This window comes from Paraburkholderia solitsugae (assembly GCF_013177695.1).
Classification (GTDB): Bacteria; Pseudomonadota; Gammaproteobacteria; order Burkholderiales; family Burkholderiaceae; genus Paraburkholderia; species Paraburkholderia solitsugae.
In genome coordinates this window covers 1-21834 of record NZ_WOEY01000044.1, presented here as the reverse complement: position 1 = coordinate 21834, position 21834 = coordinate 1, and the positions used below count along the sequence as shown (strand labels likewise).

Genomic DNA, 21834 nt, shown 5'->3' with positions numbered 1-21834 from the left:
GAGAGGTTGCGTATTTTTGTGTGACCTGTGTTTGTGACCGCAAGACGCAGCGCGTCTGCCGTCTACTCTATTTACAGTGGCGGCCTCAAGGCAAAACCGCTAGCGTCGGATGGAGAGTGCGATGCCCCCTGCCACGCTTACCTCACCGACGGCTCCTGTCCAGCCCATGCTGCTTGCAGCAACTTGAGCACGGCTGCCTCGTCAACAGGCAGGGGGTTGTGATCGATGTGGCGGAAAGATTCATCGGCGATGGCGGCGATGCTGTCTGCCGGAACGTCTAGTTCACGCAGCGAGACCGGCGCCCCCAGATCGCGTACGAGTCGCTGCAGCGCCACCGCGGGATGCGCGCCCATCACCGATTCCATCGTCGCGCATGCCTCCGGTATCGCCGGCGCGTTATAAGCCAGCACGTGCGGCAGCACGACACAGTTGGACTCGCCGTGGGGCACCTTGAAGCGCCCACCCAGTATGTGACAGATCCGGTGATGCATGCCGATGCCGACCGAATTGATCATCAAGCCGCCAATCGTTGCGCCATAAGCGGCCTGGGTCCGTGCTTCCAGGTCGGTGGGTTCGTCCGCCAGTTTCTTCAACGCACGGTAGAGCATGTCGATGCCGGTCAGCGCGAGCTGGCTTGTCAACGGATTGCTCTTCGGGACATACAGCGCCTCGATGCAATGCGCGAGCGCGTTCATGCCGGTGGTCGCTGTCTCCCGGATCGGCAAAGATTGCGCGAGTGCCGGATCGACAATGACGGTGTTGGCGAGCGCATTGGGCTCACGCCGGCTGCGCTTTTCTCCATCGACGAGAACGCCAAAGAGTGGCGTCATTTCCGACCCCGAGAGTGTGGTCGGCAGCGTGATGTGAGGCGCGCCAGTTTCGACGGCAATATATTTGCCGAGCCCGATCGTCGAGCCCCCGCCGACGGTGACGACGACATCACATTCACGCGTGCGGAATGTCTTGAGTGCGGCGTGTGCGATCTCGATAGGGCAATGCGCTACGGCACCATCGAACGAGGCGGCAAGCTGCGACGCGAGGACATCGGCGACCGCCCGATAACGGCGGGCGCCCCCCGTCGTCGTGATGAGCAGGACGCGCGATTTTCCCAGCTGCTCCAGTCGGACGGGGAGATCAGCGAAACGGCCAGCCCCGAACAGGACTGTCGGGGAGTGGCAGAAGAAATCAAAAACGGTCTTCATTGAAACGCCCTTCTGTACGTTGTGGTGGCGCGCCTGGTCAATCGAAGTCGACGTAGACGCGTCCACCCTCGATCTTGACGGGATAGATCCGGATGGCCTGGGTTACCGGGGCACAGGTCGGCTCGCCTGAGCGAACGTCGAATTTCCCCTGGTGCAACGGACATTCGATTTCGTGACCTTCAAGAAACCCGTCACAAAGCCGGGCATGGCCGTGGGTACACAGGTTGTCGGAGGCGAAGACGTCGCCATCCACGCTGTAGATGGCGAGGTCCTTTCCGGCAACGATTACCCCCACCACGTCATCGGCGGGCACGTCATCGACCGCGATGGCGTCCTGCCACGAAGAAGTCGTATCGGTATTCATAATCAGATTGGGTAGATGATGGAGTTCGGAATCATTTCGCTGTCGTAGATCGCCAGACGCGAGGCAAACTTCAGGCCATCGGGCGTCGCAACGATTTCGTCGATGTAACGACCCGCATTGAACAAGGTCGACAGCTGGTTCAGCTTCGTGCGGATCACGACGTAGTTGGCTTCGCTGTAGATGCGACCGTCCTCGACCTTGTGCACCAGCGGCGCGCCCACAATGTGCCGCTGATAGTACGGGTCGTGGAACAGCGTCTCCTCTACGCCATAGATGCGATCCTCGAGCATCCCCTTGCTTTCGAACGAAAGCGTTGCCAGTGGAAATCCGCGCTCGAAGTTTTCCCGGGGCTGCAGGCGGTAGACGCACTGCTCCGTGAAAAACTCCGGCCACAGGCTCCAGTTGCCGGAGTCCACCGCACTCGCGTAGTCCGCGTACAACTGCGTCAGCGCCATCCAGTCTTTCAGGTTCTCCATCATTCCGGGGCCTCCATGACTTCGCGCCAGTAGCGGTACATGCCCCGGATGAGCGTATCGCTCACCATGTGATCGGTATCGCCCACCTCATGCCCACCCAGCTCGGCCAGTGCCCGATGAAACGGCCGGCTTTCGAACGACGACTGGGAGAATTCGATCACCTCGCCATCGTCGGCCGAGACGAAGCCCGCCGGGCCGAACAGGTTGGCCTGTCTCAACCGTCGCTGGATCATCTCCTCGGAATCGTCCTCAAACGCGAAGTGCGTCCAGAAGAAATCGAAGGAGCCGTGTCCGTTGGGCTGAATTTGCCGCGTCGAGACGCTGTTGACCGACTGCTGGAGGATGACACTCGGGAAGATCGTCGTCATGACCGCGGTCGGGCCGCCCCACCAGGGCTCCGTCACGATATCGAGAAAACGCGGGTCATTGAGGTGCATGTCCTCCTTGAAGCGAGCGACCTGCGATACCTCCGACGCCTTCAGCGAGTTGCCCCGCGTCGAGATCATGGCTGCATGCCGGTTGTGTACGTCCATCTTCAGCGCGGACCGGTTGTCGGCACGCCAGAGTCCGAAGGTCACGAACCACGTATGCAGAAGACCAGGGTGGTAGGAGTCCTTGATGTTCTCCTGCATCAGCTTCCAGTTGCCTGGAATGCGCTGCCGGTTGTAGCCGAGAATCTTCAGCTTCCGGCCGTCGAACGTCCTGTCGAAACACTGCAAGATCGTCGGGCCGAGAAAATTCTCGAACGACTCGATCCCATGGTCAAACGAGGCAAAAACGACGCCGCCCCGCGTTGCGACCTTCAGCTTCGTCAAGCCGTTGTCCTGCAACTTGAAGTCAGGTGGCATGCCGCCGTGCACCTTACCGTCCTGCTTTACACCCCGGCGAAACGGAACGCCCTGCAGATCACCCTCCAACGTGTAATTCCATTGGTGATACGGACAGGTGAACCCCTCCTTCTTGTTCCCGTGACGCTCTCTGCAAAACGCCATACCGCGATGAGCACACGCATTCTCGATGACGTTGACATTGCCATCGGCGCCGCGGACCATGATGACGGACCGCTCACCAATTACGGTGCGGGTGAAGTCACCAGGGTTCGGAATCTCGGCTTCAAGCCCGACGTAGCACCAATGGTTGCGATAGAAGAACCGCTCCAGCTCTTTCTTGTAGATCAACTCATCGGTGTACGCCATGAACGGGATACGACTGGTACCCTCGTCTGCCCACTTGATGGTCTGGGGGAATACGGTGGATGTCATGGCGTTACCTCCATCGTCTGCTGGATCACGGTCACGGTTACTTCCGAGAGTCCATCGATGCGGCCGCGCATCACATCTCCAGCCACCACGGGACCGACGCCTTCCGGTGTTCCCGTCATGATCACATCGCCAGGGCGCAGCGTTTCGTAGAGCGACAGGTGCGCGATGCACTCTGCGGTCGACCAGATGAGCTTTGCCACATCGGATGCCTGCTTGGTCGCACCGTTGACCGTCAACTCAATCGCCGCCGATTTCACATGCCCGGTTTCCTCGACGCGGTGCAAAGCCCCAATCGGAGCCGACTCACTGAAGCTCTTTCCAAACTCCCATGGCCGGCCTGCGTCGCGAGCCGCAAGCTGCAGGTCACGACGCGTCATGTCCAGTCCAACGGCGTAACCGAACACGTGATCGAGCGCGTCGCTCGCCGGAATTTCAAAGCCGCCCTTGCCAATCGCAACCACAAGTTCGATCTCGTACTGGTAGTTCGAGGTCATCGACGGATAGGGAACCGACACGGGAGCCGAGGCGTCCACGATGGCGCTGGCCGGCTTCATGAAGAAGAACGGCGGATCCCGGTCCGGATCCTTGCCCATCTCGCGCGCGTGGGCCGCATAGTTACGTCCGACGCAAAAGATGCGATTGACCGGAAAACGCTTCTCGCTTCCCTGTACGGTCAGCAAGTAAACGGGTGAAGGTGAAACTGCGAATTCAATGTGGTTTGTCATTTCTTTACTCCCGCGACTCGCGCCAAAGGCCGAGCGCTTGATGGACCGGACGATCGCTGAAACTGAACAGGTGCGTGTCTGTTGTTGCATGGATGCGCAGCTCATTCCAGGAAGGAACGATAAAGATGTCATTGGGGCCAAAGCTGTGCGTGGTCCCGTTAATTTCCGCGTGACCGGAACCTTCCAGACAGACGTAGACGGCACCGTCCGTGCATCGGTAAGCCCGGGTCTCGAAACCGCGGGGGAGCCTCTGCGCATAGGCCCCGATCGTCGGCATCGGTGATCCGCCGGTGGCAGGGTTCACATAACGCAGCTTGAAGCCGAGATGTTTGTCCGGTTCCCCTTGAGCAATCCCTAGCAGCGATTCCCTGGTACGTTCGTAGGGATAGACGAACACAGGGCTCGGTGAGACGCCGGTGACTTTGTGGTCGACAGGCAGCATGTTCGCGCCGTATCGCTTCAAGCTGTCCCCTTCCGGCCTGACGGGCAGTTGGGTAGCCACGCTCGACCGCTCCGAAAAGCTGGCATCAAGGAATTGCACCAGGGGCACGTCGAGCCCATCGAGCCAAATGGCCGGTTGAGTGCCAGGATTTCCGTGGTCGTGCCATGTCCAGGAAGGGGTAAGGATGAAGTCCCCTCGGCGCATCGTGGTGCGCTCTCCATCGACCGCCGTATAAGCGGCATCGCCCTCAAGCAGAAGCCTCAGCGCCGACTGCGTGTGGCGGTGCGCGGCCGCCACCTCGCCGGGCAAGACCAGTTGCAGGCCCGCATACAGGGTTTGCGTGATGGCCGAACGCCCACGCAGCGCCGGGTTCTCCAGGACCAGTACGCGGCGTTCAGCCTCGGCTGCCGTGATGAGGCGCCCTGCTTCCATGAGGGGCTCGCGAATCTCCGCGTAGCGCCACAGGGCCGCTACGGCGGGAGAGGCCGGCGTCGGCGTGACCAGCCGGCCAAGCACTTCCCACAACGGAGTCAGGTTCTGTTGACTGATGCGGTCGTAGTACTCGCGCCTCGCCTGCGCTTGCTCTGGTTCAACGGTGTGACTTTGCATAGTGGTTGTCTCCTATTTACCGGCCGCTCGCGTAAAAGGCGTCGGCGTAGATATGCTCAAGCGGTATCCCGCGCTGTTTAAGAAGAGATGAGGCCGCCTCAACCATCGGAGGCGAGCCGCAGAGGTAGGCGCGAAAGTCTTTCAGGCTGTCGCCCCAATCACTGGCTATGACATCGGTGACGAGGCCGGTACGCGCGGACCGTCCCGTCGTATCCGAGGCCGGGATCACCTGAACCGACAGGTTCGGATGCTCACGCGCCAGGTCCTCCAGCCAGTTCTCCCCATAGACATCAAGTGGGGACCTCACGCCGAAGTACAGATGAACGGGATTGGCCATGCCAGCCCGCACGGCGCCGCGAACGATTGACAAGATCGGTGCGAGACCGGTCCCGCCCGCGACGCACAGCATCGGCCCGGTATGTTTTTCGCGTAGATATGCCGTGCCGAGCGGTCCGCTCACGCGCACCGAATGACCGACGGCGAGCTCAGCGCTGATGTAGCCCGATACTCGGCCACCAGGAACCAGACGCACGTGGAATTCCAGTTCTTCGTCTGACGTAAGACCTGCCATCGAGTACGGTCGGATGTGGTTCGGCGTGAACTGGACTTGCGCGTATTGCCCGGGTGAGAACGACAACGGCTTGGCGGGTCGAAGCACGATCCGCTTGATGTCGTGCGTCATGTCCTCGATCGCCACGACAGTGGCTTTCAGCACCCTCGCTGGATGAATGACGACTTCATCCGGTTCCGGCACCTCGATCTCGCAGCTTTCCGTCAATGCGCTCATGCAGGCCAGCGCGTATTGGCCCTCTTTTACGCGGGTGGTCTGTCTCTCTGAGCGCGACTCGAGAAGGTGGCCGCGGGTGACCTTACAGCGGCACGTGCCACATCGGCCAGCCGTGCAGCTATACGAAATCGGCACGTTGTGCTCGCGCAGCACCTCCAGCAGATTGGCGCCCGGCGATACAGCCAGCGTGCGATTGAGCGGACGGACAACTAGATTCATGAGATTTGCTCTACTCGAAAATCTTTCATGGACCAATTCTATGAACGGCTCTAACATTCGTAAATGCAATATCGTGAATTATCAACATTTACCGCGTGAATGAGATCATGGAACTGAACGACATTGACCTGAACCTGCTGGTCGTTTTCAACGAACTGCTCATCGAACGTCGTGTAGCCAAGGTGGCTGACAAGCTTGGTTTGACGCAGCCGTCCGTGAGCAACGCGCTTAGCCGGTTACGCAAACTTCTTCAGGATGAGCTTTTCATTCGCACATCGAAGGGGATGGAACCGACCCTCTACGCAAGTCAGCTTGCAGAGCCAATCAGCTCCGCGTTAAGCATGATTCGAAGCTCGTTGAACCAGCAAACCGAGTTCTCCCCCGCTACGAGCACACGAAGATTCACCATCGGCATGGTCGATGTGGGGGAAATCTATTTTTTACCCAAGCTAATGGACAAGCTGGCGCACGTTGCCCCCCATGTCTCCGTGAGCACGCTGCGCAACACCGCGGTGAATCTAAGGGACGCGATGGAAGCAGGACAGATCGATCTTGCAATGGGTTTGCTGCCGCAACTGAAGGCTGGATTCTTGCAGCGCAGCCTGTTCCAGCAGGCTTATGTATGCATGTTTCGCCAGGGTCATCCGCTTCAGGGGAAAAAGATTTCCCTCAAACAATTCACCGAAGCCGACCACGTCGTTGTCGTTTCCCCGGGAACCGGGCATGCGAAAGCGGACGAAATAATCGAGCGAAAAGGCATTCGCAGAAACGTCCGGCTTACCGTGCCACATTTTGTCGCTGTCGGGCATATCCTTTCGAATACGGATATGATCGCCACGGTTCCGGAGCGTTACGCAATGGAGTGTCTCGTGCCATTCAAGCTCGCGTACGTCAAGCATCCAGTCGAATTGCCAAAGATCGGCATCAACATCTTCTGGCATGCGAAAGTCCACAAGGAGCCGGGCAACCAATGGTTTCGCAATCTGATTGCCGATACGTTCTCGGATGCCGGGCGTGGGTGAGGAAGCAGCAGAATGGTGCCGCGCGGCGCATCGCTCTCGCCTTGGGCGAGACCCACGCAAAACGCTTCGATGTTTTCTTGCTGAGAAACCGTCTGCCAACCGGACGGGAATTGTGCTGAGGTCATGCTGCCTCCAATTCAAAAATGGTTCCGTCGTCGTTACGCGCCTGTTTGCGCATAAAGCCGAGTTTCTTGAGGGCGGGCTCGTCAGTCACCGAATAGAGCACCGCCTCGCCGCCGGTCGACTCAAGCTGATACCACGACCACGGGGGCGCGCAGAAGACATCGTTGGGTTTCCACTCGAATGTTTTCCCGTTGATTTCTATTTTTCCGGTGCCTTCCAACACGACGAACACTGAGGACGAGGTGCGCCTTTGTGGCAACGTCCGTTCGCCTGCGCGCAGTAACGTGCTTTTATAAGACATGGTTTGCATCACAGGCCCGCCGCTAACCGGGTTTGTGTATTCGACCGTAATCGCGTCATATGGACTGCCAGGCAGACTGGACATGGCGTCAAGCGCTGCCCGCGTGTCCTTCCATCGATAGACGAACATCGGGGAGTGATCGACGCGGCCCCTGCGGTGATCAACGAAGGTCGGTGTAAGCCCCCCGCGCGAGTACAGATTCGTGGAATGCCCCGACGGTGCGGCGATAGACTGGATCGTCCTGCGCTGCTCATCTTCGACGTAGTCGAACTCGAACATCGTTGCATTGAGCGACTCGGCTAGCGGAACATCGAGAACGTCAACCCAGATAACCGGTTCCGTCCCTTCGTTTCCGTGATCGTGCCAGCAGCCGTTGGGCGTCAGCACGAGATCTCCGCGCGACATCTGGATCTTCTCGCCATTCACCACGGTAAACCCGCCATTGCCTTCCAGCACGAAGCGGCTCGCATTCGGCGTGTGACGATGGACCGGCGCCTGTTCCCCCGGGTTGTACAGCGAATAGGCCGCAAATATCGTCTGCGTGATGTAGGGCTTGCCAGACAGCCCGGGATTGGAGAACACCAGCGCCCGCCGCTCGCACTCCTCGATTGGCACAGTCTTGGCGGCCATCGCGAGCCGCGGCTGGATGTCGGACCACTTCCAGTGATATGGCACCGCTCTCAGCCGCGGTTCCTCAATTTCGATCTCCATACGCTGTTCCCAGAACTCCACCAGATTGAGCGCGGATGCATCGCTCGAGAGTTGGGCGCGCGCGCCAGCGTGATCAAGTTCCATGGTCATCTCCGTCTCTTTTTTGGGTTCGTTTCCTATCGCACAGCACACGCTTTCGGTTTCCGGGAAAAAAATAACGCCGGCCCAGCTACGCGAACTCTACGGTGAAGGATGCGCAAAAGGTTGCACTGCAATCGCCGGGCTGAGCGTACCCGGCGTCAATGCGGTCCGTGGGGTTCGTCAGCAGTCTGATGGCACCTCCAAAGAGGTGCCATCACGTCACGGCTGATGCGGGCGATTTCCCTCCACCGCGTGGAAGACGTGGCCCATCGGCTCTTCCCAGATCAGGTTCCGTTCCATTGCGCGTGCGGGCATGTCCTGGATCACGTATTGGATCGCGGGCTCAGTGCCGGTGTTGATGTGCTCGTGGCTGGCCATCGGCGGGCAGGCGAACGTGTCGCCGCGCTTCCAGTCAAAACGCTTACCGTCCAGGACAGAGTAACCTTCGCCCTGCATGATGTGGTACAGCGCGTACGAGTTGTGACGGTGCGCGACGATGTGCTCGCCCGGGTTGATCGCCTGAATGCCTAGAAAGATGGACGGGAACACGCCACCCGCTTCGCCGGTATCGCCATGGACCAGCGCAATGAAGCGGCGATCCGCGTTGCGCAGCGGGTCTTTCATCACCACCTCTAGCCGCCCCACCACATCCTGCCAGCGCCAGATGGCGGGACGCAGGTTCTTCTTGATGAGGAACGGATAGTACTCGTCGTCCGTCATCATCTGGGCCCACTCGGTCCGGTCGACGACTTCCGTCACCGGCGACGTTTCGTGTTTGACTGCGTTGTCCTCGCTCATACTTGTCTCCTTAAATAGAATGAACGTTATTGGTTAGTGCGCGCCGACGTGTCCGCGCAGATGCCAATTCAGGAAAGTTCGCGTGCGCTGCCAGGCCGCGTTCGACGCAGCCGGCCGAAAAACCGCTGGCCGGAACCACTCGTCGAACGCGTGTGGCGCGCCGCCGTAGATGAAAAGCTCGTATGGCTTCTGCGCCGTGCGCAGCCGGCTAGTAAATCCGTCAATTTCCTCACGGCTGACCAGGCGGTCCCAGTCGCCGTAGTGGCACAGCAACGGCGCCTTCAGGGACTCGGCGACATCAACCGGTGCCATGGGCTTGCGCTCGGTACGCGATGCATAGTTAAGCTGACCGTAGTAGTCGACCGCGCAACCGACCGCATGTTGCGCACTCGCCAGCGCGGCATAAGTTCCGCCGATGCAAAAACCGAGCAGGCCCACTTTCGAAAGCGGGAAGCCCGCGTTACGCGCCCACGCCAGGATTTCTTCCAGATCCGCGAGCACACGCCGATCGTCCAGCGCGGCAACAGCCTCGCCAATCAGCTTCGGCGTGGAAATGTCCGGGACCGCGCCTTCCCGTCCAAAGTAGTCGAGCACCGCGACGGTGTAGCCGTCTGCGCACAGATTTCTCGCCCGGGTGATGACGTAGTCGTTGACGCCGGCGATTGCCGCTAGCATCACAACGAGCGCCGGTATAGCCTGCGTGCCATGGACTGGCCGCAGAAGGCGGCACGATGCGCCACCTGGAAACGAGAGCTGCTCAATATCGCTGCTGTTCATGGAGATACCTATCCTTATTTCGTTAACCTGAAGTGTCATCGCAGCAGTCTGGTGGCGCAATGCCGATAGTTTTGTTCTCACTATTTGCAAGCCGAATAATCGTTCGACGTCTTTAGAACCGATACTGCGGCGTTCATCATTTCACTGCGGCAGGTACACACCACAAGGATCCGATAGGATTGGAAAAACGATCCGGTACGACGATCGCACGGCCCGCCCTGTGCGTATTCATGTTGTCGTATATGCCGCGGCGTGGAACATCGCCTCACGCGCTGAACGCGTGGTGATGCGCATCGAACAGCATTTCGTGGGTTTTCAGCAGGCAGGCACGGAGGCCGCAGTTGCGAAGCCTTTCAACATTCGGCATGCATAGTTTGGCCAATGCAATACTTCGCAATACTTAGTATTTAAGCGAAAAAATGTAGAGTCGTCCGGATACCATATCCCTATCGTTCAATCGCCGTGGCGCACACCGGAGCGCGCACTCGGGAACTGCGTACGATCAGTCGGACTGCCAGCTAGTCGGCCTCGCGACGAAAGCCTGGCGGTCCACTCGCAAACACCTGTTGCATGGCGCGGGGAAGAAGATTTCTCAGCCAGCGAGACGCGGCGTCGTCGTGATAACGTTCGTGCCAGAACTGCTCGATCAAGAGTTTGGGCAATCGAATGGGAACCGAATAAATTCTCACCGGGGCAACGGGCAGCATCAGTTCTGCCAATGGTTGCGGGATGGTCGCAATCATGTCACTTGCTGCCACGATGGTCGGCAGCGACATGAAGTGGGGGACACGAGCGCCAATGGAGTCGAGCAAGCCCATCCGCTGCAACGCCGCTTCCACCGCGTGATGTCCGGTTCCCTGGGATTGCGCGACTGCATGGCGCTCATTCATGAAGTCTTCGGAACGGAGCACATTCTTGATTCGTGGATGAGTCGAACTTGCGATGCAGACGTACTCGCTTCGGAAGAGGGATTTGCGAAGAAGGCTGGCGCGCAGTGCAGGATTGAAACCAATCGCGATGTCCGCGCCCCCATCGCGCAATGCGGCCACGACCGATTCCGTGGGCAACTGTATCGCGCGAAACGAAACGGCGGGCGCGCTCTCCCGGCAAACACCGATGATGCGCGGCAGGATGATGGCTTCTGCAACGTCGGTCATGATGATTGTAAATTCTCGACGACTTGACGAAGGGTCAAAATCGCCGCGGATGTCTAGCCCCTGTTCGAGTAGCGCAAGCGCCTGACTGATGCGACGCGCGATGATTTCCGCCAGCGGAGTCGGCATAACCCCGCCAGGTACTCGTACAAAGATGCGATCGTTGAAATGCTCACGAATTTCTCGCAGAGCATGGCTCACCGTCGGCTGGGATACGCCCAGGTCCTCTGCGGCACGTGAGACATTACGCCGCTCCCATACTGCGCGAAAGACACGAAGTAGATTCAAATCAAGCGACTGCTTATTCATGATCTGAATGGGGCAGTTATCATCATAATAGTATGCCACTTCCAACAGAACGCGAAAAGCTGCAACGACTGCGGGGGCCGCGCTTCGATGCCAGGCAAGCGTCGCCCGCTTCGCCAGCACGCAGGGAAAATTGACTTTGCATTCCCTTCCAGATATGCACCAGACCTCAATCGCTGACCCGCGCTGCGCAGGCCAGTCACTGATCACAGGCGGACGCAGCGCTTACTCCGCATCGGGTTGCCGGTCCGGATGCGCCGCCTGGAACGCATCAAGCCTTTGACATTCAGCGTCAATCGCCCGTAACGCAGGATAGGCATCAACGTCGACGCCGAAGCGTCGTGCGCTATACAACTGCGGTACCAGGCAGCAGTCTGCCATTGTGGGCGTACTGCCGAAGCAGAATTTTCCACGCGTAGCGCTACCATCGAGTTCGCGCTCGAGCGCTTCGAGCCCTGTCCTGAGCCAATGGACAGTCCATGCCTGCTTCTGCTCGATGGACAGTTGAAGCGGCCCCGTCAGGTACTTCAGGACACGAAGATTGTTCAGCGGATGCATTTCGCAAGCGATGTATTGCGAAAGTTGTCGCACCCGGACCCTGTCAATGCTCGCCGCGGGTAACAACGCAACATCCGGATAGCACTCCTCCAGGTATTCGATGATCGCCAGTGATTGTGAGATCAGCGATGTGCCATCGATTAGCAGGGGTACCAGTTGCTGCGGATTGAGCGACGAAAAATCTGCCGCAAACTGTTCGCCGCCATTCCGGTTGAGATGGACCGGCATATATTCATAGGGCAATCCCTTCAGGTTGCACGCGATTCGCACGCGATATGAGGATGTGCTGCGGAAGTAGTTGTATAGCTTCATCTGTTTCTATGGGATGCACTGAATAGGTTGGCCGCCGTGTTCGATCACCGTTGTCAGATCTCAGAACGTCAGTATGTTTTCACAGGCGTCAGCACGCAATGCGAATTACTTAGTCGCTACTATTCGAAAAATGAATATCGAATTGGGGCATCGAACGCGTTGCCACGCTCGTGCCGCAAGCTCGGTAAAATGCCAGTTCGTCTCGTTGCAAGGATCGTCATGCCCCCTCTGGATTGGCTAAGTCGCCTGCTTGTCATGATGCCCGTGAGCGGCCAGCTTGAAATCCGCTGCTCCTATGGCGCGCCGTGGCGTATTGCGTATGATCGGTCCAATGCCGGAGAGATGCCCTATCACGTCGTGCTCGGCGGGTCAGCTATACTGGAAATTCCGGGCAGCGGTGCGCCACAGCACCTGGCGGCGGGTGATATCGTGCTGTTGTCTCACGGCTCGGAGCATGTCCTTCACGACGGAAGCGGTGCAATGCCCCTGCCGGTCCGCACTCGAGAAAGCTTGAACGTGGAACTCAGTGAAAACGCCGGAACCGGCGAACGCCTCGATATGCTCTGCGGCCGCTTCGTGCTCACGCCCCCACACGATCGCTTGATGCGTGACTATTTCCCTGCCACGCTCGTGGTGCGAACATCTGCGCAAGACGATGCGTCAAAGCGGCATGCGACTAGTGTCCAGTTGGCAACCCTGGTCGGATTGATTCGCGCAGAATCGACTACGTCCAACCTGGGCGGCCATGCGATGTTCAACGCCTTGTCGGCGGCGCTTTTTGCACTGACGTTGCGCATGGCCAGCGAGTCGAACGCGGCGCCTTCCGGCCTGTTAGCGCTCGCCGCACATCCACGCCTCGCACCCGCACTGACGGCCATGTTCAATGAGCCGGCGCACCCGTGGACCCTCCCCGAATTGGCGCAGCTTTGCAATATGTCGCGTGCGACGCTGGTTCGTCAATTTCAGGACAAGATGGGGCGTTCAGCCAGTGATTTGCTGACCGATATCCGAATGACCCTGGCGGCCAACGAATTGAAGAAACCATCGGCATCCACCGAGGCCGTAGCCGAGATCGTGGGCTATCAATCCCTTGCGGCCTTCAGGCGTGCCTTCACGCAGCGCATGGGCATGACGCCGGGGGATTGGCGCCGTTCGGCGCGTGTATTGCAATGAGAGAAGCCGAAGAACCTTCGGCCTCGTCCGACGCGCGGGAACAGGCCAACCCTTTGATTTGACGCGGCTACTGACAAGCCCCTCACGAAGCCATGGAACGCGGCGTCAACGAGGCGAGAAGCAGCGTTAAGCATGCCGCCAGCAACACGACGTCCTTCAACAGAAACTGTTCCAGCAACGTCGAGATGATGGGGAAGCCTGTCGGGCTGATCTGCGTGATACCCGGTGTGCTGAGAACGAATGACGTCGTCAGCAGGAAGGTGGCGCTGGCCATCGCCGCTCCTAACGCCGATACCGCCGGAATTGCCGATCCGATGATCAGAGCGGCGGCCGTCGCCAGTTCTATCGTCCCCACTACACGGGCTTCGCCTCTCACGCCAAACACGCCCAACCAGCTCATGAACGGGCTGTGCTGGATCAATGGCGCGATCGCGTCGGCTGCATAAGGCGTGAATTTCTGGATCCCAAACCAGATGAAGATGGCCACCATCGACCACCTCAACGGTGCCAGATGCAAATAAGAGCCGCTGCTCTTTTCAGCCACTCGGAAATACGCTTTCATGATCTCTTGTCCTCGGTCTGTAGCGTGTGCGATCGATTCGTCCGGGCGCCTCGCCACACATCTCATACATTGGTTAATCAGGCATGCAAACTGTTTCAAGGAAAAGGTGCGGGCGCCGGAGAAGCGCGCCTGCACCTTTGCGCTTTACTTGACCGGCGGGAAGTCCACGTCGGTGTCGTTGATGCGGTTGAAGGTGTTCGTGAACACCGTCAATGCAATGGCAAACGCAATTTCTGCTAGTTGCCCATCGGTATAGCCGGCTGCCTTGATCGCCGCAAACTCCTCTGCGCCGATCGTGCCGCTGGTTTGCTGCAGGTTCGTCACGAAGTGCACCAGCGCGTCGCGCTTCGCGTCGCCCGTTGGCTGACCTGCCCGGATCTGCTTGAGCGTTTCCGGCGACAGGCCCGCCATCTTGCCCAGCATCGTATGCGCGGCCACGCAGTAGTCGCAGCCGGTGAGTTCGCTGACCAGCAGCTTGATTGTTTCCAGGTCCTGCTTGCTCAGCGTGCCCGAAGCCAGCACGCCTTCGGCGCTCAGGTACGTCTTGAGCACTTCAGGAGACAGCGCGCCCACTGCGGCGAACAGGTTGGGGATGCTGCCGGCGGCTTTCTTGACCTGGGCATAGACTTCGGCGGTGGCGCCAGTGGCAGAGGCGACATTGGGTACGGTGATACGGCTCATGGTGTTGCTCCTTCATCAGGTGGGTAGGAGTCTCCACTTTAAGTCGCGAGGATGATTCTTATAAGCTCTTAAATGCTCGATAAAATGCTCATTAGTATCATTTCCATCCCACCGCGTCGGTACGCCTCAACAGACCCCGGGGTCCGATAGTCCGAGTTGGCGCCGTCGCGCACGGTTCCTGTCTGCCAGTCCAACTGACGGTCATTCCTGTTTGAAATAAGTCTTATGCGCTGGAGCGGGGAATGCCGATCCGCGCGACGAAGATAGACTTTGTCTCACTACATTTGATCTATCTGACAGGATTCGATATGAGCATTCTGGTTACCAGTGCCTCTGGCGCGAATGGGGATGGCTACGGGGCGCTCCTGTCATTCCGCCTCGACGGCACCCTCATTGGTTCGTTCAGCGACGATCCTCGAATCGTCGACCCTCGCGGCATGAGCGTGAGTCCGGATCGGCGGTATCTCTATGTCAATAGCGGAAACGACCGCATCCTCGCGCTCGACACCAACGGAACGGTGATGCGCGACACGGGCCCCGTTTCAGGACTTAATGCCGGAGGTGGCAACCTTGGGCCCGATGGGCGCTATTACATCGGGTTGCGTAGCGCACGGACGATTGCTGCGCTCCCTCCATCTCTTGACGGTGCCCCGAAGTCCGTACTACCCACCGGTGTGGTTCCGTATCCTCGCGGATTCGCCTTCGGTGCGGACGGAAAGCTATTCCTCGCTTCCGGCATCGGGCCGGGGGGTGAGGGAGAGAACAACCTCGTCGTTTTCAATCCGGACGGTGAGCTGCTTGCTTCACGATTCATTACGGATAACGCAGTAAGTCCACTTGATCTCACGATTGGGCCGAACGGAAATGTGCTTGTGTCGAGCGAGTTCCCCTTCGGCGAGCCGGACGCGGTATGCACAGTCCGCGAATACGATAGTTCAAACGGTAGCCTTGTCCGTGTGTTCCGGGCGGATCCGAATATCAGCTTTCATCGTCCTCGGGGCCTGCGCTTCGGCCCTGAAGGACATCTGTTTTGCGTCGCTCGGGATACGGTCATTGCGTTCGACTTCGTCGACGGACGCTGCCTGGGTCCAATTGTTGATTTGCCGAAGTTGAACGGTCAGGCAATTGCTTTCTTTGCCTGACGCGTCCATTCGACACGGGCGTCAACAGGCCGCGCCGCGAAGGGAATAACGGTTCAGATCGATCGCCTAGTTCGGCGTGACAAGTGGCGGCTACGCCGCGCCCGCCCCGCGCCCTGCGTGTGCCAACGCCAGCGCCAGCCTTGCCCCCACCTCGGCATTGTGTTTCACGAGCGCAATGTTTGTCGCCAGGCTGCGTCCACTCGTCAGTGCCTTGATGCGAGCTAGCAGGAAGGGTGTCACGGCCTTGCCGGTGATTCCTTTCGCAGTGGCCTCGGCGAGCGCCTGCTGAGTCAGCGCGTCGATCTCTTCGAAGCTCATCGCTGCCGCTTCCGGCACCGGCGTGCTCAACACCACACCGCCCACGAGGCCCAAGTCCCACTTGGTGCGGATGAAGCGTGCCTGCTGCGCCGCGTCGTCCAGCCTGAAGTCCGCGCGAAAGCCGCTGTCGCGCGTGTAAAACGCAGCGAAATTGTCTTGCTCGCAACTGAGCACCGGCACGCCATGTGTTTCCAGGTATTCCAACGTGAGCCCGATGTCCAGAATGGACTTCGCACCGGCACAGACCACCGCCACGGAGGTCTTTGCCAGTTCCTGCAGGTCGGCCGAAATGTCGAAGGTTTCCGGCGCGCCCCGGTGCACGCCGCCAATGCCTCCGGTAACGAAGACCTCGATGCCGGCCAGGGCGGCACATATCATCGTGCCAGCCACTGTCGTGGCGCCAAGCCCGCCGGCGGCCAGCACGGCCGGCAAGTCGCGGCGGCTGACCTTGTGTACCTGGTCCGAGCGGCCGAGCAGTTCCAGCTCGTCGTCCGAAAGGCCGATGCGGATTCGCCCGCCGATCAGTGCGATAGTCGCGGGCTCGGCGCCCAGGTCACGGATCAAGGCCTCCACTTCGCGCGCAGTGCGAACGTTCTCTGGATAGGGCATGCCGTGAGCGATGATGGTCGATTCCAGCGCCACAAGCGGGCGGCCGGCGGCCTGTGCAGCGGCCACGGGTGCGCTGCGGGTCAACCACGAGTGTGCAAGGTCCGCAACCATGTCGATGTATCCGGTGATGTGATTCGCTTAAGTATGCAACACAAAGCGGGGCCACAGGTCGTGCGCTGCAGCGCGATGGCGCTTATCATTAAGGTAGCGTCGAGAGGATGTTGAGCGCCTGATGTGCATCGCGCACACGGCGCTCGTGATGGAAAGGGAACGACATTCACGCACTGAGCGCGTTGGATGGTCGATTTCGGGTCGGGAGGTTCCATGCCACCGCTACGCGCAATCAATCTGCTCCAGTCGAAGGAAGGTGCCCGTCTCCATGGTCCGGATCTCGACCGCTGGCGCCGCTGGGGGCCTTATCTAAGCGAGCGGCAATGGGGCACTGTTCGCGAAGACTACAGCGAATACGGCACCGCATGGGACTACTTTCCGCACGATCATGCGCGCAGCCGCATGTACCGCTGGGGTGAGGACGGCATTGCTGGGTTCGGCAACGACCCGCTCGACTGGTGCGTATCGCTCGCGCTCTGGAACGGGCACGATCCGATCATCAAGGAACGGCTCTTCGGGTTGACGAATGCGCAAGGCAATCACGGCGAGGACGTGAAGGAGCTTTACTTCTATCTCGACGGCACGCCTACGCATTCGTACATGAAGATGCTGTACAAGTATCCTCACGACGCGTACCCGTACCAGGATCTGATCGATGAAAACCTGCGGCGCGGCGCCGATCAGCCGGAATATGAAATCCTCGATACGGGCGTGTTCGACGATAACCGCTACTTCGACGTCTGCGTCGAGTATGCGAAGCATACGCCCGACGATATCGTGATGCGCGTTAGTGTCGAAAACCGCGCGGATCAGCGCGCGGCGCTTCATGTGTTGCCGCAATTCTGGGCGCGCAACAGATGGGCGTGGTCGGGCAAGCCCGGCAAGCCGTCGCTCACGTTGGAACCGATTGCACAGGAAGGCGCGCGCGTGGTCGCGCGCAATCCCGAGCTCGGCACGATGATCGTGACGGCGTCGGCGCAACAGCCGATCGAGTGGCTCTTCTGCGAAAACGAAACAAATGTACGCCGCATTTTCGGCTTCGAAGGAACGGGGCCGTTCAAGGACGGCTTCAATGACTACCTCGTTGACGGCGACGAGCAGGCAATCCGGCGCGACAAGGGCACCCGCGCCGCCGCGCATGTGGTCCTGCAGTTCGCGCCTCATGAGCGCTCGGTGCTGTATCTGCGCTGGCGTCCAGAATCGTCTCCGGCTGCGGCTTCGGATGCCGTGCCGCTCGACATGGAAGCGCTCTTCGCTCGCCGGCAAGCGGAGGCCGACGAATTCTATGCGGCGCTTCAGCACGACATCCCTGACGCCGATGCCAGGCTCGTGCAGCGTCAGGCGCTCGCCGGCATGCTGTGGTCGAAGCAGTACTATCAGTTCGACGTGACGCGCTGGCACGACGGTGACCCTGGCCAACCGAAGCCACCGAGAGCACGGAGGCGCGGCCGCAACGCGGACTGGCGGCACATGTGCAATGGCGACATCGTGTCGATGCCCGACAAGTGGGAGTACCCATGGTACGCGTCGTGGGACCTCGCGTTTCACGCGGTCGCGTTCGCCATGATCGATCCCGACTTCGCGAAGAAGCAATTGCTGCTGCTCGTGAAGGAGCGCTACATGCATCCCAACGGGCAATTGCCCGCCTACGAGTGGGCGTTCGGCGATGCGAATCCGCCTGTTCATGCGTGGGCAACATGGCGTGTGTATGAACTCGACCGCGAGGTGACGGGCATTGGCGATCATGAGTTTCTTGAAGTCATGTTCCACAAGCTGCTGCTCAATTTCTCGTGGTGGGTCAACCGCAAGGACGCCGATGACCGCAACATCTTTCAGGGCGGCTTTCTTGGGCTCGACAATGTCGGCATCTTCGACCGGTCCTCGCCGCTGCCGACCGGCGGCCGCATCGATCAGGCCGATGGCACCGCATGGATGGCTTCGTACGCGCTTGACCTGATGCAAATCGGCCTCGAACTGGCGATGACGAACAACGCGTACGTCGAAATCGCGGTGAAGTTCTTCGAGCACTTTCTGTATATCGCGGAAGCGGTCAGTTGCAGCGAAGGCTGCAGAACAGGGTTATGGGACGGACAAGACGAATTCTTCTACGACGTACTGCACCTTCCGGACGGTACCCGTGTGCCAATGCGCATTCGTTCAATCGTCGGACTGATTCCGCTGTTCGCCGTTCACGTGCTCGAGGATCGGGTGTACGGTCATCTGCCGGGATTGCGCGAACGGCTGGCGTGGTTTCTCGATCATCGGCCCAATCTAGCAAAGCTAGTGTCGCGCTGGACCGAACCCGGCACGGGTAACACCACGCTGCTGTCGCTGTTGCGCGGACAGCGGATGACAGCGCTGTTGCGCCGCGCGCTCGATGAAAACGAATTTCTCTCCGAGCACGGCGTGCGGGCGCTTTCCCGTGTGCATCGCGATGCACCGTACGCCTTCGACCATGATGGCGTGAGCCTCCGCGTTCAATACCAGCCAGCCGAATCGGACTCGCGTGTTTTCGGCGGCAATTCGAACTGGCGCGGGCCGATCTGGATACCGGTCAACTACCTGCTGATCGAATCGCTGTATGAGTTCTATCGCTACTACGGCGATGAGTTTCGCGTCGAATATCCGACGGGATCGGGCAACCGTGTTTCGCTGAGCGAGATTGCCGACGACCTTGCACGGCGAATCACCACGCTCTTTCTCAAAGATGCGCAAGGCATGCGGCCCGTGATGGCCGCTTATCCGATGCTGCAAGCCGACCCGCGTTCGCAGGGTCTCGTCCTGTTCCATGAGTATTTTCACGGCGACAATGGACGCGGGGTCGGCGCTTCGCATCAGACCGGCTGGAGCGGGCTCGTCGCGCTGCTGCTCCAGCCGCGCATGATGAAGCTGTCCCATGTAGCGCCTGATGTTGCGTCGGTGGCTGAAGACACCGCACCAGCCATGGCGCGATAGCGTTTCGGCTGCTGAAAGGCTATTGACGCACAAGGCACGATGAATTGTTCGACACCGTGATTCAAGGAGCAATCGATGGCTACCGAATCTCCCGCAGGCGAACTCGGCCTTGCCGCGCCCGCGGCTTAGCGGCAGTTGCTTTTCCCGTATCTGCATGGCGAGACGCAGCAGGTGGCGCGGGGATACGGTGCGGGGTGCACGCCGGAGTTCTACGGCTTCAACGCCAACTTGCTGTTGCGATACCGCGGCGGGCGGGATCCTTCACGCAAGGATCCGGTTCCCCACGCGCGCCGGGAACTGTTCGAAGCGATGCAGCAGATCGGCGCGACGTGAACGGCGGCTTGCGAGGTCCAGCGGTCATTGTGTCCGCCCGCGATCGCATTCGCTATTCTGCGCGGCCATATTTTCCGAATTCGCCAGCGTTGGATTTCAAAGCTTGCAGCACAAAAATGGTGCATAAGCGCCAACGATGGGCTAAGTGTAAGAGGAAGTTACCCATCACATCCGGCGCCATTTTTTGTTCCAGCCTCTGCGTCCGCGTTGCAATCGCGCGCAACCTCGCCATTCATTGCCGGACGTAACCAAACCTCGCGAACGTCTGACGATTTTTCCGTCCCCGTTTATCGCCGGCGAATGCCATTTGCATTTCGTAACAAACGGCGTGAGTTCGTCACAGCGACTTGCTCTAGATTTGGGGTGTCCCAGACGGACACCCATGTTTGACGCACGTTCTTCAATCTCCGAGACAACCACACGTTCTAGCGCGTTGAATCGCAACAGCTAGCCAATTTACGGATCTGCCGCTACGAGGACTTGAGCGCGCGAGCAGGCCGCAATGGGTATCGATTCAGTCACAAACAGGCCGAGGGGATCGCGACGATCCATAAGGCTCGCGCTGTCCCGCTGGCATCCAGCCAGCGGGCGGGGTGGGGCGTATTCCCGTTTATCGTCCGTAATCAAGTCGCACTCCTTAATGTGAAAAAAGGTGAGTTTATGGCTAACAAGGTGCAAACATCTGATCTGCGCGCCCCCAACGCAGGTGCGCCGCCGGGGCTATCACGATTGTTTGGCGGACAGTCGCTCGCGCGGCTTGCCGGTTTCGGCGTCGTCATCTTCATCGCGTGGACGCTGCTGTCGATGGTGATGCCGCCCATATTTTTCCGTTCCTCGCAGCGGGCCGTGGTCGACGTACCCACAACCCTCGTGACCACGCCGATCGAAGGCGTGGTCATATCCCAGCGGCTGCACGTCGGCGACCGGTTTCGTACCGGCGATGTGCTGGCGGATATTCAGAACCAGAATGCCGACCGGTCGACGCTCGTCGAACTGACCAGCAAGAAGGTGGAACTCGCCCAGCAATACGATGCGGTCAGTACACAGCTTGACGCATCGCGCACACGCCTTGCCACCGCCGATCAGCAGATGACCAAGTACCAGGCCGCGACGCAGAAGATGAATGACGCCAACGTTTCAGCTATCCGCTCGAGACTGGCCATCGCGAAAACGCAGATCGACGCACAAACCGACATCGCCAACCGGGACTCGACACTGGCTGCAGCAGGTGCAATTAGCGGGTCAGTCAGCGACACCTCGAAATATCAGCTGGCAGAACTGCAGAACTCGAAAGCCGAGATACAGGCAGAGCTGCAAGCCGCCGAAACGGATAGCCAGGCGTCGAAGAACAAGGTTTTCTTCGACGGCAAGGATAGCGGTGTGTCGACGCTCGCCCACGAGCGCGAGGATCTCAGCAACACGGTGGACCAGTTGACAGCACAGGCAAGCGCGCTCCAGCAATCGGAGAGCACGATCGATCAGCTCATCGCGAAGGAGCGCGACCGGGTCGATCGGATGTCGAATTTTGAAATCAAGGCTTACGCCAACGGTGTCGTGAAGGACGTGCTCGCCCCACCGGGCACGCAACTCAGCGCCGGATCAACGCTGATTCGCGCCGTCGATTGCTCGCGTGCCCAGGTCGTTGCGGTCTTTCCGCGCAGTCTCAGCGACAGCCTGTTGCCGGGTACGCGTCTGAAGGTGCGCGTCGATGGCATTGACCA

21 protein-coding genes are annotated in these 21834 nt (G+C 59.5%); 6 read left to right on the top strand and 15 right to left on the bottom strand.

The features are described from left to right. Positions 1-137: 137 nt before the first annotated feature. From GNZ12_RS11390 to GNZ12_RS11360, 7 genes are read right to left on the bottom strand one after another with little or no spacing between them, the layout of a single operon-like run. Positions 138-1202, bottom strand: a complete 1065-nt coding sequence (locus GNZ12_RS11390; RefSeq protein ID WP_172310431.1) for a maleylacetate reductase — start codon at positions 1200-1202, stop codon at positions 138-140. Positions 1203-1239: 37 nt separating this feature from the next. Next, the gene (locus GNZ12_RS11385) at positions 1240-1566 is read right to left on the bottom strand and encodes a non-heme iron oxygenase ferredoxin subunit (protein ID WP_172310430.1); all 327 of its coding nucleotides are present in this window, start codon (positions 1564-1566) and stop codon (positions 1240-1242) included. Between the two features lie 2 nt (positions 1567-1568). Next, the gene (locus GNZ12_RS11380) at positions 1569-2045 is read right to left on the bottom strand and encodes an aromatic-ring-hydroxylating dioxygenase subunit beta (RefSeq protein WP_172310429.1); all 477 of its coding nucleotides are present in this window, start codon (positions 2043-2045) and stop codon (positions 1569-1571) included. Then, entirely contained in the window at positions 2042-3304 is a 1263-nt protein-coding gene (locus GNZ12_RS11375) for an aromatic ring-hydroxylating dioxygenase subunit alpha (RefSeq protein WP_172310428.1), read from the bottom strand. The genes GNZ12_RS11380 and GNZ12_RS11375 overlap by 4 nt, the downstream gene beginning before the upstream one ends. Next, on the bottom strand, positions 3301-4017 hold the full coding sequence (locus GNZ12_RS11370; RefSeq protein WP_172310476.1) for a fumarylacetoacetate hydrolase family protein: 717 nt from the start codon (positions 4015-4017) through the stop codon (positions 3301-3303). The genes GNZ12_RS11375 and GNZ12_RS11370 overlap by 4 nt, the downstream gene beginning before the upstream one ends. Positions 4018-4033: 16 nt before the next feature. Further along, complete coding sequence (gene gtdA / locus GNZ12_RS11365) at positions 4034-5080, bottom strand: gentisate 1,2-dioxygenase (RefSeq protein ID WP_172310427.1); 1047 nt, start codon at positions 5078-5080, stop codon at positions 4034-4036. Between the two features lie 16 nt (positions 5081-5096). Then, positions 5097-6086 (bottom strand): 2Fe-2S iron-sulfur cluster-binding protein, encoded by a 990-nt coding sequence (locus GNZ12_RS11360; RefSeq protein WP_172310426.1) that lies wholly within the window; start codon positions 6084-6086, stop codon positions 5097-5099. A gap of 107 nt (positions 6087-6193) precedes the next feature. Between GNZ12_RS11360 and GNZ12_RS11355 the strand changes: the two genes are divergently transcribed. Beyond that, a complete protein-coding gene (locus GNZ12_RS11355) occupies positions 6194-7108 on the top strand; it encodes a LysR family transcriptional regulator (RefSeq protein WP_172310425.1) in 915 nt (304 codons plus the stop codon). 121 nt (positions 7109-7229) lie between these two features. Here GNZ12_RS11355 and GNZ12_RS11350 read toward each other — a convergent pair whose 3' ends face one another. The 5 genes from GNZ12_RS11350 to maiA all read right to left on the bottom strand — a co-directional run bounded on the left by GNZ12_RS11350 (position 7230) and on the right by maiA (position 12229). Then, on the bottom strand, positions 7230-8243 hold the full coding sequence (locus GNZ12_RS11350; protein WP_172310424.1) for a cupin domain-containing protein: 1014 nt from the start codon (positions 8241-8243) through the stop codon (positions 7230-7232). 300 nt (positions 8244-8543) lie between these two features. Continuing rightward, on the bottom strand, positions 8544-9122 hold the full coding sequence (locus GNZ12_RS11345; RefSeq protein ID WP_172310423.1) for a cupin domain-containing protein: 579 nt from the start codon (positions 9120-9122) through the stop codon (positions 8544-8546). Between the two features lie 33 nt (positions 9123-9155). Continuing rightward, positions 9156-9899, bottom strand: coding sequence for a dienelactone hydrolase family protein (locus GNZ12_RS11340; RefSeq protein WP_172310422.1), 744 nt, complete (start codon positions 9897-9899; stop codon positions 9156-9158). 518 nt (positions 9900-10417) lie between these two features. After that, entirely contained in the window at positions 10418-11569 is a 1152-nt protein-coding gene (locus GNZ12_RS11335; RefSeq protein WP_172310421.1) for a LysR family transcriptional regulator, read from the bottom strand. Between the two features lie 15 nt (positions 11570-11584). Next, positions 11585-12229: a maleylacetoacetate isomerase gene (gene maiA / locus GNZ12_RS11330; protein ID WP_172310420.1), complete on the bottom strand. Its 645-nt coding sequence runs from the start codon at positions 12227-12229 to the stop codon at positions 11585-11587. A gap of 219 nt (positions 12230-12448) precedes the next feature. Here maiA and GNZ12_RS11325 point away from each other — a divergent pair, with 219 nt between their 5' ends. Then, the gene (locus tag GNZ12_RS11325) at positions 12449-13402 is read left to right on the top strand and encodes a cupin domain-containing protein (protein ID WP_172310475.1); all 954 of its coding nucleotides are present in this window, start codon (positions 12449-12451) and stop codon (positions 13400-13402) included. Positions 13403-13484: 82 nt separating this feature from the next. Here the strand turns inward: GNZ12_RS11325 and GNZ12_RS11320 are convergent, their stop codons facing one another. Continuing rightward, positions 13485-13964 (bottom strand): DUF417 family protein, encoded by a 480-nt coding sequence (locus tag GNZ12_RS11320; RefSeq protein ID WP_172310419.1) that lies wholly within the window; start codon positions 13962-13964, stop codon positions 13485-13487. A gap of 144 nt (positions 13965-14108) precedes the next feature. Next, positions 14109-14645 carry a carboxymuconolactone decarboxylase family protein gene (locus tag GNZ12_RS11315; protein WP_172310418.1) on the bottom strand — a complete coding sequence of 179 codons (537 nt, stop codon included), beginning with the start codon at positions 14643-14645 and terminating at the stop codon, positions 14109-14111. Positions 14646-14887: 242 nt separating this feature from the next. On the opposite strand from GNZ12_RS11315, the gene GNZ12_RS11310 reads away from it, so the two are divergent. Continuing rightward, on the top strand, positions 14888-15787 hold the full coding sequence (locus GNZ12_RS11310; RefSeq protein ID WP_172310417.1) for an NHL repeat-containing protein: 900 nt from the start codon (positions 14888-14890) through the stop codon (positions 15785-15787). Between the two features lie 90 nt (positions 15788-15877). Here the strand turns inward: GNZ12_RS11310 and GNZ12_RS11305 are convergent, their stop codons facing one another. Further along, positions 15878-16825, bottom strand: coding sequence for a pseudouridine-5'-phosphate glycosidase (locus tag GNZ12_RS11305; protein ID WP_172310416.1), 948 nt, complete (start codon positions 16823-16825; stop codon positions 15878-15880). A 213-nt stretch (positions 16826-17038) separates the two neighbouring features. On the opposite strand from GNZ12_RS11305, the gene GNZ12_RS11300 reads away from it, so the two are divergent. The 3 genes from GNZ12_RS11300 to GNZ12_RS11290 all read left to right on the top strand — a co-directional run. Then, the gene (locus GNZ12_RS11300) at positions 17039-19780 is read left to right on the top strand and encodes an MGH1-like glycoside hydrolase domain-containing protein (protein ID WP_172310415.1); all 2742 of its coding nucleotides are present in this window, start codon (positions 17039-17041) and stop codon (positions 19778-19780) included. A 135-nt stretch (positions 19781-19915) separates the two neighbouring features. Beyond that, on the top strand, positions 19916-20113 hold the full coding sequence (locus tag GNZ12_RS11295; RefSeq protein WP_235993687.1) for a thioredoxin domain-containing protein: 198 nt from the start codon (positions 19916-19918) through the stop codon (positions 20111-20113). Between the two features lie 660 nt (positions 20114-20773). Next, the coding region (locus tag GNZ12_RS11290) for an HlyD family secretion protein (RefSeq protein WP_172310414.1) at positions 20774-21834 on the top strand (1061 nt) is incomplete at its 3' end.